The 11,728-nt window shown below is 66.7% G+C and carries 6 protein-coding genes and 1 pseudogene; 1 reads left to right on the top strand and 6 read right to left on the bottom strand.

What is annotated here, in order from left to right; all coding sequences use genetic code 11:
* Positions 1–4: 4 nt before the first annotated feature.
* The 4 genes and pseudogenes from FL311_RS03315 to FL311_RS46240 form a co-directional block, all read right to left on the bottom strand.
* On the bottom strand, positions 5–4,267 hold the full coding sequence (locus FL311_RS03315; RefSeq protein ID WP_141323408.1) for a hypothetical protein: 4,263 nt from the start codon (positions 4,265–4,267) through the stop codon (positions 5–7).
* Positions 4,268–4,271: 4 nt separating this feature from the next.
* Positions 4,272–7,343, bottom strand: a complete 3,072-nt coding sequence (locus tag FL311_RS03310; protein WP_228556646.1) for a helicase-related protein — start codon at positions 7,341–7,343, stop codon at positions 4,272–4,274.
* Positions 7,344–7,857: 514 nt separating this feature from the next.
* Positions 7,858–8,166, bottom strand: coding sequence for a DDE-type integrase/transposase/recombinase (locus tag FL311_RS03305; protein WP_141323406.1), 309 nt, complete (start codon positions 8,164–8,166; stop codon positions 7,858–7,860).
* A gap of 338 nt (positions 8,167–8,504) precedes the next feature.
* Positions 8,505–9,145, bottom strand: a pseudogene (locus FL311_RS46240) (DUF5131 family protein).
* Positions 9,146–9,530: 385 nt separating this feature from the next.
* Between FL311_RS46240 and FL311_RS03295 the strand changes: the two are divergent.
* Entirely contained in the window at positions 9,531–10,028 is a 498-nt protein-coding gene (locus FL311_RS03295) for a hypothetical protein (RefSeq protein WP_141323403.1), read from the top strand.
* A 112-nt stretch (positions 10,029–10,140) separates the two neighbouring features.
* On the opposite strand, the gene FL311_RS03290 is transcribed toward FL311_RS03295, so the two are convergent.
* Positions 10,141–11,040 carry a DUF2381 family protein gene (locus tag FL311_RS03290; RefSeq protein ID WP_228556648.1) on the bottom strand — a complete coding sequence of 300 codons (900 nt, stop codon included), beginning with the start codon at positions 11,038–11,040 and terminating at the stop codon, positions 10,141–10,143.
* 281 nt (positions 11,041–11,321) lie between these two features.
* Positions 11,322–11,728: hypothetical protein (locus FL311_RS03285; RefSeq protein ID WP_305036138.1), on the bottom strand; the 407-nt coding region annotated here is incomplete at its 5' end.

Here is an 11,728-nt window from a genome sequence, read left to right as displayed (position 1 = left end):
CTTCTCAGGCGTCTTCGGGTTCGTCCTCGTCTTCCGAGTCTTCCGCTTCGTCTTCGTCGTTCTCTGCTTCCGCTTCGACTTCCAGCGCGTCGAGGTTCACCCCGCGCAGTTCTGGGAAGTCGAGGAGTGGTTTGGGGAGGTCCTCGTTCAGCGGAATGTCGAAGTAGGGATCATACTTCTGGCAGAAAGCTTCGAGCCCCAGCGCAGCCAGTTCGTCGTACGCGGCGAGGCACTGCTCCGGTGCGCATGCGTAGCTGGTATGCGGGAAGCTCGCGAGGACGTGCTCGTACTGGCCTCGGGAGAGCCCGTAGCCGTGGGCTACGATGGCGTCGATGGCCACGCGGATGGCCCAACGATCATCTGGGCCGCCCACCGCCGGGAATACGAGCGGCACGTTCCCCTTCTCCCGCCATGCATCGCCGACCTGCTCCCGCCAAAGAGCGAGATAGCCATCGTGGTTGCAGGAGAGCCGCAACGCGCCGTGGGCGAGGAAGCGCTCCGCCACTGGGGCTACCACTGGAACCGGACAGCCACTGAGAATGAAGAAGTTGACGTGTGCCGCACTCTTGGTTCGCAGCACCCAATCGAACGAAAACGAATTCACGGCGCCGATTGAGGCAAGAGCCTTCGCATTGGGACGTATTTGCGGCTCCCTCTCCACCGGAGCTGTGTTGCCAAACAGAAACCCAGGGGGTAGCAGACAGAAGATGCCGGTTCGCTCGTCCGTGGATCTGGCAATGTCCCGAAAAGCGAGGCGGTAAAACCGAGAACGCGAAAGCCACGTCGGCTTGTCCGCCACCTTTTCCCTCGCGACGAGATATCGCGGCGGCTCCTCCCAGCGATCATCGTATTGGTGGAAGGTCTTACCCTCGTGGAGAGGAAGGTAGCCCTGCGCCACAAGCCGAGCGTGTATCGCGGGATTTCGCGAATCCTCAGCGTCTAGCACACGCGTCGCAGCGGTAAATCGCTTCGCTGACTTCGACATGTGCATTTCTTCGCCGCACCGAATGCCCAAGCGTTCAAAGCGCTCCCCCAGAAGCGTTGCCCTCCGGAATGCAGATTCGGCCACCTCTGCATCCTTCGGCGATCGCAATTCGAGGAAGCTGAAATACTCGCTGCCGGTCTTCTTCACGAATGCCAGCGAGTACCTGAGCGGTGGCTCCTGGTTTGTCAGCCAGTCCAAGTCGCGGAGGTAGAACGCACACTCGAATTCGCGGGTCGGTGTTTCGCTCTTCTCCGCCACCACCGTTGCGAACTTGAAGCTGGAATGGATAGAAAAGAGTTTTCGTGCGTTCTCGAAAGAGAAGCAGGACTTCAGGGTATTCGTCAGATACAGCTCACGAATGCCAGTCGCGCTCTCATTCGCGTGGAATGCAGAAGGAAGCAATACACCTGCGCGTCCGTCTCGGCGAAGTAGCCCGATCATGCGCTCCGCGAACACCTGCCAGAGATCAATGACCGCTCCGCTGGGCCTTCCTGCCGCTGTTTTGCACACGTGCGTATATGCCCGCGATATCAGCGACTTAAGCCTGAAAAAAACCGCGAGGTACTTTTCGTACGCTGCCTTCACCTCGGCGTCAGCAGTCAGCCGTGCCTCGATCTCGGAGCGCTCCAACCGCGTGGGTGCATCAAGGATTCGCAGGTCAAACGCGGCGAAGAACTCCTTTGCCTTTGGCTGAACCGCGTCCCATGGCGGATTCCCCACGACTGCATCGAACCCGCGGCGCTCGTCAGTCCGCCCGGTCGGGAAGAACACCTCTGGGAACTCCAACTCGTACGCCAATGCCGACCGTCCCAGTTCCAGCATCCGCGCGAGCGCTGGATGCGTGGACACCGCGCTCGCCGTGTCCCGCCCCTCAGCCACGGCCTCCACCAGGGCCTCGTAGCCCGCGTCATCCGACTGAGCGCCAAGCATGGCACCGCCCGCCCACGCATGGGCGAGCACCCGGAACGGCTGCAGCGCCGCATCGAGCCGTGCCTTGGCCTGCTGCTTCTGGAGGACGTCCGCCACGTCCTTACCGACACTCGCCTCCAGCTCGCGAACATGCTCCAGCGCACGGTTGAAGGCAGCCTGCAGACTTCCCACGACATCCGGCCGCAACAACTGCGAGACCTGCGTCCCCGTTCCTGGGGTGGCCAACAGCCGGCCGAAGTCCGGTGCCATCACCGAGTCGCCGCGCACCAACCGGTGATCGAGGAACGTCAGCGGCAAGCCCTCCGCGTACGACTCCAGCCACAGGGACACCTTGGCCAGCTCCACCGCGAGCAGGTTTTTGTCTACGCCGTACAGGCAGTGCACCGCCACGAGCCTCCGGCACAGGGCCAGCGCATTCGCCGCGGACACGCCCGGCTCATCGCCCTCCACCACCCGGCTGGGGAGGTACGCAAGCAACTCATTGTTCGGGTCGGGGAGGATCTCCACCCGCTTGCGCAGCTCGACTGCTTCCGCCGCCGCGCTCGCGTACCGCGCCGCGGCATCGGCGCGCTGTGCTTGCGCGGACAGGCGCTCTTTCTCGTTCCGCGCCTTCTCCACGCCCTCCTCGGCCACTGCCAGCGCCGCCCGGGCCTTCGCCGCTCGCTCCTCCGCGCCCACCGCGCGCTCGTCGCAGAGTCGGCACGCTTCATAGAGCTTGGTCCCCAGGTACCGGCACACCTCGACGAGGAAGTGCCCGCTGCCCATGGCGGGATCGAGCACCTTGAGTTCGAGCAATGCCGCCGGGTTCGGGTTGCTCGTCGGGCTTCGCCGTTCAACTTCCTCCTCGAGCGCCTCCTGCACGAGGAACCGCACGAATGGCGTCGGCGTGTAGTACGCGCCGGTCGACTTTCTCCCCAATCCCACGCGAAGAAAGAAGCGGCCCGCCTTCACGTCCTCGATGCGCTCGATCTTCGACTTCTTCTTCGTGCCTTCTCCCGCAGGCTTCAACGCCGCCTCGGCGGCCGAACGGCGCAGCACGACCTCCAGCTTGTCGCGCTTCAGTCGGACCATGTCCTCGGTAGCAATACCCGGCTCAAGTTCCAGGAGCGCCTCGTACACGCGCCCAAGATCCTCCACGTCCAGCGCGCCATAGTGCACGCGTTGACGCTGAGTCTTTCCGTCACTCACGGTCCACAAGAGCCGGTCGAGAAGAATCGCCACCCCGCGCTCGCCCCACGCGAGCCCGTCGAGCAGCGGAGTGCTCTCTTCGCCAAAGAGCATGCCGCCCAGCGGGCTGACCTTGAGCTCACTAGAAGAGAGCCCCTGCTGGAACAGCCGGAACAAAGTCCGCAGCCCATCCTCCAGGAGCCGCCCGGTGTCGCTATTCCTTGCCAACACGTCCTCTGCGTACGGACCGAGCGCGGTATTCGGGGAGAAAGAGTTCCGCCAGAGGCTCTGCGACGCGAAGCTGAACGCCCGCGACGGATCCGCCTCCGCCTCCAGCTTGAGAATGAAGAGGAGCCGATAGACGACCAGCAATCCCTCGTGCCACAGATCCAGCGCGAGCGCGTCATGAGGCCGCCCCGCCAGCAGCGCGACGTTCCCGGGCTGGTCGAGCACCTCTTGGACGAATCCCTCGACCGCGCGCCGCGCCTGCTCCCGCAGCTTCTCGGTGACCTTCGCCTGGCTAAGCCGTGCCGCATCGAGGAACTCGGGCAGCTTCGCCAGCCCAGCGGGGCCCGAGAGCGCGAGCACCAGCCGGTACGAATCCGGTACCCCCTTGCCGCTTTTCCGCCACCCATTGGTGGAATCGAGCCGCACCATCACATGGCTCTCGGTGCGGACCGGATCACAGACCAGCAGGCGCAGTTCGAGCCCGTCGGTGAGCAGCCCCAGCCGCTCGCCCTTGGCCAGGAGCACCCGCTGGGCGATCTGCGAGGGACTGAAGCGGAACGCCCGTCCACGCCGGCTCGGTGCGTCCAAGTCGGTGTCCACGTCCACCGCCCACGCCCGCAGCCGTGTGCCGCCGTCCTCGGTCTCGAAGATGACGCCGCCCGGCTCGTCTCCCTCGCGGGTACGGACGGTCTCCTGCGGGGTGATGCGCGCGTACCCGAGCCGCTCGCGCAGCGGCTCCAGCACGTGGTTCTGCACTCGCAGCGCCCCGCCCTGCTCACCCAAGGAACGAAGCTTGCGGCGGTAGACCTCCCATGACTTCTCGAGCGCCTTGCCCTCCGGGCCAGTGGTCTTTGGAAGAACCTTTGCCTTCTTGAGCTGCGCCTCCAGCGAGGACTTCACGAACTGCTCGGGCAGCGCTGGCCCGAAGAAGGAACAATCCGGCAGTACCAGCGGCATCGGATTAGGCCTCGCCCTTCGGAAGAAGCATCAACATCCCCAACGCGGTCACCTTCGGCTCGGAGAGCGTGCCGCGCCGTTCGAGTTGCTCGCGGCGCTTCTTGTGAAGCCCGAGCACCACCTCCGCTTCGCGCCGCACCTTGATCGGTTGAGAGGCGTCGGTGGCAAACCCGGACAGCCGCGCCGTCGGCTCCTGCTCGGCCCGCCAGCCGGAGGACTCCTCGCGCACCTCGAACAAGGTGGCCTGCGTCGCGCGCACCTTCCCAGTCAGCTCCTCCGCGCGCGTCCGCAGCCAGGCGTCCAGTTCCAACCGCTCACCATCGAGCGCCTCGCGATAGCCGTGCTCCCACGTGCGCGCGAACCCGGCGAACCGCTCCACCGCCTCGTCGCGGGCCGCAGCGATCCGTGCTGGCGCCCACGCCTCGAAACGGGACTTCCACACATTCTTCCCGCTCACCGCGGCCTTGTCATCGAGCCACCGCAGCCACTCGCGCGACTCGTCCAGCGCCTGCAAGTTGGAGGCGCCGATACGAACCGCGACCACGCGCTCCAGCTCGCGGCCTTGCGCGCTCTCCACGCGACCGAGGAAAGTGAGCAGTAGGGTCGGCTCGGGCACATCCGCCACAGTTACGCTCACCCGCCGGTCCTCGCTCCCATCGCGGCTGCCAAACTGCGAGTTCCGCACCCGGTCGAGCGCCCGCCGCACGATGGGGTGCGCGCGGCCGATGAAGCCCAACGGTCGTCCCTCCCCGTCCGCCTGCCGCTCTGCATCGGTCGTCAGCCGCAGCGTCCGCCCATCTTCATCGATGCCTGGCACCTCCTCGAGGCCCGCCGCCCACGATGGCGGGAGTGAGAGCGTCACCACGTCCTTCTCCGGGGTCTTCACCACGCTCGGGTCGCCGGACTCCAGAAGCAGTGCGTCCTGCACGAACGCATCGAGTCCGCCGAGCCCCGCGCGCTCCGCCTCGTTCCGCGCCGCCTCCGCCTCGTCGACGAGGTTCTGCGAAGCGCCCACGCCCTCGCGCCCCAGCCAGTCCGCTGTCTTCGCCGCCTTCGCAAAACCGCTGAACGCCTTGTCGATCTCGTCGAGGAGCTCCCGGTATGCGGGCGAGGACAGGTCCTCCTCCTCCTCGCCGAATCGGATCTCCTGGGAGTGGGAAAAGAGCTGTTCGCTCTCCTCGGAGAGCCCGGCCAGCAGGCTTCCGGTGAGCCGGTCCGACTCCGAGCTGAGGACGCCGAGCGTATTGGGCACGAAGGAGAGCGCCCGGCGCTGGCGCTCGTACTTGGCGATGAGCCGCATCAGGAGCCGGTGCTCGAAGGTCGCGTCCAGGTAGAGGTAGCGGACGCTCGGCGTGTGCTTCTGCCCGAAACGATCGATGCGGCCGTTGCGCTGTTCGAGCCGGTTCGGGTTGTAGGGCAGCTCGAGGTGGAGGAGGTGGTGGCAACGAGCGTGGAGGTTCAACCCCTCGCTCGTGGCGTCCGTGCTCACCAGCACCAGCGAGCCTTCGGTGCGGAAGCGCTCGGTGATCGCCGCCCGCTGATCGTCGGAGTCCGCGCCGCTGAGGAGGAGCACCTCGCCCGCCAGCTTCTTTCGCTTCTTCGCCGCCTCCAGGGCCACTCCCACCGCGCGCTGGCTGTCCGCGTACTCGGTATAGACGAGCACGTTGGCGTCCGGCTCGGCTTCACGGATCTCTGCGAGCTGCGCCACCAGGGCATCGAGCTTCGGGTCCTCGCCCAGCGCCGCCTCGGCCAGCCCGATGAGCCGCTCCAGGCCCGCACGCACCTCAGCCTCGCGCTCGAGCTTGCGCCGCGCCACCCGCGTGCCCGCGGTGAGGTCGACGATCTCCCGCTCGAGCAGCTCCGCGGCCATGTCCTCCGCCTCGAGCAGCGCCTGGTCCTGTTCCTCTTCGAAGGAGAGTACCCCGTAGCGCTCCAGGCGGCGGCGGTAGTCGCGCAGGGTCCGGAGCCGCTCCTTCCGCGCATCCGCCGCCTCTCCACCGCGATCGATGAGCTCCTGGAAGCGCTCGTGGATCACCTTCAGGGTCTCCAGGCATGCGGCCACGGTGGAGACGCTCCGCTTGAGCAGCGCGATGAACGCCAGCACATCGCCGTAGCGCCGTTGTTTGAGCGCCGACTTGAGGTGGGGGGAGACGAGCTCCAGGAGCGAGCGCTGGAGCTGAGCATACTGCGTGCGCTTCTTCTCCTCGGGCTTCACCGGGATGGGCAGCACCTTGCGCTCGGGGAAGAGCTCCTCACCCGTCTTCGGATCCCGGAGATGCCCCTTGAGGCGGCGCACCACGTGCGCCCTCCACCGCTCACCGCGCAGCCCCCCATTGCCCGTACAAAGCGAGGGGTCGAGCAACTCTACCAGTGAGGCGAAGTGGCTGTCGAACCCGTCGTGCGGTGTCGCGGAGAGGAGGAGCAGCCCGTCCGACTGCCGCGCGAGGAGTTCCGAGAGCTTTCGCCGCTGCGAGTCCTCGAAGTCCCCCACCGTGCCGAGCCGCGCGCAGTGGTGAGCTTCGTCAATCACCACCAGATCGAAGTGCGAGCGCTCCAGATCCTTGAGGACCTTCTCCTGCTTGGCGAAGTCGATGGAGATGAGCCCGAGCGCGACGTGGTCGAAGGGATTGGTCCCTTGCTCGGTGGCGTAGCGGATTTCCTGCATTGACGCCGCGTCGAGCACCTGGAAGCGCAGCCCGAAGCGTTCCCGCATCTCCTGGCGCCACTGCCGGAGCAGCGGGCCGGCGGGGGAGACGATGAGGATGCGGTGCGCGCGCCGGCGGGCGAGCAGCTCGGAGATCACCAGCCCCGCCTCGATCGTCTTCCCGAGCCCGACCCCATCCGCGAGGAGCAACCGGGGGCGAGCAAGGCGGAGCGCCCGCATCACCGGCACGAGCTGGTAGGGGGCGAGCCTCAGCCGGCCCGGCTGCGCACTTAGCAGCGCCCCCGGCCCCAGCTCCTGCTCGAGCAGGAACGCTTGATGGTAGAGCCGGAAGTGGTTGAGTCTGCCCGGACGTTCGGGGTTCAAGTCCCGCGAGTTCGGCTCCAGGCGCTCGAAGGGCGCGAGAAAGTCCATCTCCTTCCCCCGAAGCGCGCCCTCCATGCAGCGGAGCCGGTACCGTTGCTGGTCACCGGCCGCCTCAACGATCACAACTTCCCAAAGAAGTCCCCGCGCCCTGACTTCCGTTCCCGGCAGCAATTCGCCCATGTTTCTCATGCTTTGCGGTGTCCGCCCGAATACCCTTGGCAGACCCTATCCGGATCGGTCGTAGGGGAGAAGCCGGGATCGTTGCTCCAGGCGAGAAGCCCCCATGGCTTCCGGAGCAGCCCCGCCAAATCGCCCCTGAAAGGGTGCGCGAGCCTCGCGGCAGTGTCCAACGGCACGTTCACGATGTACCGCCGATACGTTGGGCGCGGGAAGGCTGCGGCTGGGGCACCAAGCTCCCGCCTGGGTGCCTCCCTCCCCGACAACCGGGCTCCAACCAGGTTCCTGCTCGCATATGAATCTCCAGCGAGCTGTGGAGCGACAGCAAAATTGCCCCCCTCCGGGGCCTCCTGAGCCGTACGGAACTCGTGGGGTGACTTCATCTTCAACCTGCGGTGCGGGTGGCAGCGGTTGTAGTCCCGAGCCAGGCCGACAGCTGCGCCAGGATGTGGGCGGCCGAGGGCAGTTCGTTGACGTACACGTAGGCGCGCTTGAAGGTCGTCACGAAGGCCTCGGCCATGCCGTTGCTCTGGGGGGAGTACGAGGGCGTGGTGCACACTCGCAGGCCGAGGCTGCTGCCGAAGTCCCGGGTATCCTTGGCGGTGTCGACCGGCCTGTTGTCGGACAGCCACTCCACCGAGTGAGGCGCCTTGGAGGTGCCCAGACGGAAGCAGGCCTCAAGTGCCTCGGCCATGAGGTTCTGAATAGTGACTGAGGTGAGAGGCTGGGCAGCAGCCTGGAAGGCGATGGCTTCGCGGGCGCAGGGGTTCCTCGAGAACTTCGGCGTCGTCCTGGGCGTCCAGGCGGCGGGGCTGCCGAGGGGAAAGGGGGCGGTGCAGCGTGGAGCGGGCGACTGCGAGGGCCCCGGCCACCGCGCTCACAGAATGCCTCCCAGCTTGGACAAGGCCGCGGGCAAGAGTAGTTCTTTTTCGCGCGCCAACTCCACTGCGTCTCGGAGGGCAGCGGAGCCAGGATCTGCCAAGGCAGGTAACCCCCTCCATAGCGGTGAGCAGTTGAGTCCAGCGTGTAAGGTCAGAACGACGGGAGTTGACAGACTCGGAGGTCCTCTGGCCACTCGTCCCAGTCACCCCCGTGCCGATCTCCAAATGTGAGCATGGAAGTGCCGTCCCGGACATTGGCGCCGAGTTGCTTGAGGAAGTACGGGACGCCTGCGTTCACGCAAGCATCGCGCAGCGCCCGTACCCACGCGAGGTCGAAAGCAGGAGCGTCCTTCCCGGACTGCCCCCCTGGATTATCCAATCGAGGCGCGCGAGCCACTCCCCCAGGTCAAGCGCCTCCCACTGGGGCTCAATAGAAAGGAATCGAATGGTCCGCTCGTCGCCCACCTCCAACAAGGGGGGAACGCGACCGAGGGACTGCCGGCCCGTGATACTCGTGCCTGCCCACAAGTTGCCCGGCCACGGCCTCCGAAGCCAGCGAGAGAACTCTCTCATCCGCCCCGGGCGCTTGGTGAGCCACAACCAGTGGTGCTGCCGGCCAGCAGGACTCTCCACCGCATTGATGATTTCGTCCTCCAGGTATTCGAAGGACACCACCTGCGAAAGAGCGTCCGACATATCCGAGACGAAGATGAGCCGGGGCATCCCGTCCAGCCATGGCTTGTCCAGGCGCCGCAGGCCAGTGAGGGGACGCCATGCTGCGGCCTTTCTCACCCGCCCCGGAAAGCGTGTCACCGTCTCGAAATTGGGAGCATAGCCCAGACGGCGGTCTTCCCTTTGTTACGAGGCTCCTGGCCGAAGCGCCGCGGCAACTCGTCCCGGCCCGGTCTTGGCGTGTTCCAAGAGGTATGACAGCTCCGTCGACAGCAGCACCTCGCCGGTGACGAGTCACACATTCCCATCCAGCAGGATGAAATACCGGTGGACGCGGAGGCGGCGGTACGCAGACGGTAAGTCCGCATCGGTGCTCGGTATAAGAGCTGTGACGGAACCCTCCGTTGAAGCACCTCACCCATCAACCTGCGCCCTGCGGGCGCGCTCACGATGCGCGCCACCAGGGCCCTCCGGGTCTGCCGTGCGCGTGCGTCCTGGAGGTCACATGAAGAACGAGGACGACACCCCGGCCCCCCGCTACGCGGAGAAGGTGGTGAGCCTCAACCTGGAGCTGGCCAACCTGGCCCACGGCTTGCGCGGGGCCCAGCTCCTGGCCGAGCTGCTCGCCAACCACGACATGCCTGGCGAAGCGGAAGAGCGGCAAGCCCCGCGCTCCATCGTCGCCATCCTGGTGCTCGTGGACGGCCGGCTCCAGCAGCTGCGCCGGGTCATCCAGGGCGAGGAAGACGCGCGCCACCTCTGGGCACCGCACAACGCGATCAGCCCGGAGCCGCTCCCGGGGGATGCCGATGACGTGCGGCTGGAGCCGCGGTCTTCCCCCGACACAGCTGGCGCCCATGGCACCAGGAGGCGCGCGGGCAGGACGGCCAGGCGCAAGCCTCAGGCGAAGCAGGCCGCAAGGAAGACGGCTGCGGGTGGAGCGGCGGAACCCCCGGAGAGAGAAGCGGGCACGTCGGCTCCTCCTGCCAGCGTGGCCCCGTGACAGCCAGCACCTGGCGGCACGAGGGTGTCATGCACCGGCAACGGTGCGGACACCCGGAGGTCTTCTGACCTCTTTAGCTCTGAGCGCCGCGCCGGTGCACACCTGGGCCACCTTACGGGAAGGAAATCCCGGACAGGCTGACGGTGCGCCCCATGCCCGCCTCCCACAGCTTGAGGGTGAAGGAGCCCTGTGCCTCCTCCCGCGTCGCCAGTGCCTCCACTACGATGTGTTGCCGCGTCCTGTCCGTTTCAACGAAGCCTCGTTGCCATACCGGCAGGACCTTCAGCTCCATGCCCGTCCTGTCCGTCAGCATCGCGCCCGCAGTCGACCAGGGCCGCGCGCCTTGCGGGTTCTCCATCACCAGCGTCACCACCACCCGGCCGGCGGCCCGGTAGCTGTAGACCTCCAGCGTCACGAGTGCATTTCCGGGGGACTTCGTGACAGCCTCGGTGAGTCGGCGGGTCGCTACCCCCATGTTGTCCAATTGCCCGGCGGCGATGAGCCCCGTGAGTCCCCCCGGTCCTGCGCGCTCCGTTCGCTCCCGCTCCAGCTCTTCATGGCACCGCTGAGCCTCGGCCATCGCCTCCTTCGCCTCCCGCTGGTAGGACGCGGCGGTACGAGTGGCGCGATACACCTCCAGCAGCCGCTCCGCACGGGCTGGATGCACCACGAGGGTGAAGGCCGCGCCTGCGGGGGCCGCACCGTCCTTGAAGCGCACCACGAGCCGTAGCCGCTCTCCGCTCTTCAACGCGTCCGAGGGGAGGAGCCGGAGCGTGGCCTGGCCCACGTCCACGAGGGCAAAGGACTCCCGCTTCTCCAGCACCATCGTGTCCCTGCCCTCCTTGTCCCGTAGCAGCTCTGCGTCGAAGGCCAGCGTGGTGGATACCCCCGGGCTGATGGGCACCTCAGGCTCGCTGTCACCGGCTTCCGCCGACAACTCCAGTTGCCGCACGCCCGCGTTCCATGACGGGGGAGGCGCCTCTGCTCTGGCCGTCGTTCCCATCAGCAACATGAGCGCCAGTAGCGAGGCGGAAGACGAAGCGGGCATGGGGCGTCACCCTCACTCGAAGTGGTCCACAGGGTTCGCATACCCGGTGGTCCAGATCCGGGCGGAGTCAGCGTCACTGCCGGGCTTTCGCTCCAGGCCGCGCTCTCTGCCGCTGCTGCGCAGCTCGATGCAGACCGGATAGGTGCGTGTTGCGAGGCGGGCTGGTTGATGGACGAGCGAGCCGCCTGATTGATGGGCATCACCGAGCGCGAGCGTCAGCGCGCGCGCCCGGTGATGGGAGTGGCCTAAAGAGCGGCGGAGTCGGTGTCGAGCACGCGTGCGAGTACGTCGCGCTCGACGAGCTTCTTCTTGCGACGCGCGGCCTCGCGAAGCGCCGTGGTCGCGAGCCGGTCGATGTCGCGGTGGGCGCCGGAAGCGGCCTCGTGGAGCATCGCCATGGCGTCGGAGGCGAAGAGTTCTCGCTCGCAGCCCGCGTTCTTCAGACGCAGGCGGAGATACTCTGCGGTGTCCTCGGGTCCAAGCGCGTCGATGGCGAGCCGGCGTGCGAGGCGGGAGGTGAGGCTACGGTTGCGGCGCATCGCGAGGCGCGAGTCGAGTTCGGGCAGGCCGACGAGGATGAGGGAGAGGAGCGCCTTGGAGTCCCACTGGTAGTTGAGGAGGATGTGGAGGTGGTCGAGCACGTCCTGGTGGA

Origin of the sequence: Myxococcus sp. AB025B (assembly GCF_006518215.1) — a bacterium.
Classification (GTDB): domain Bacteria; phylum Myxococcota; class Myxococcia; order Myxococcales; family Myxococcaceae; genus Myxococcus; species Myxococcus fulvus.
This window is presented reverse-complemented; position numbering and strand designations above follow the sequence as displayed.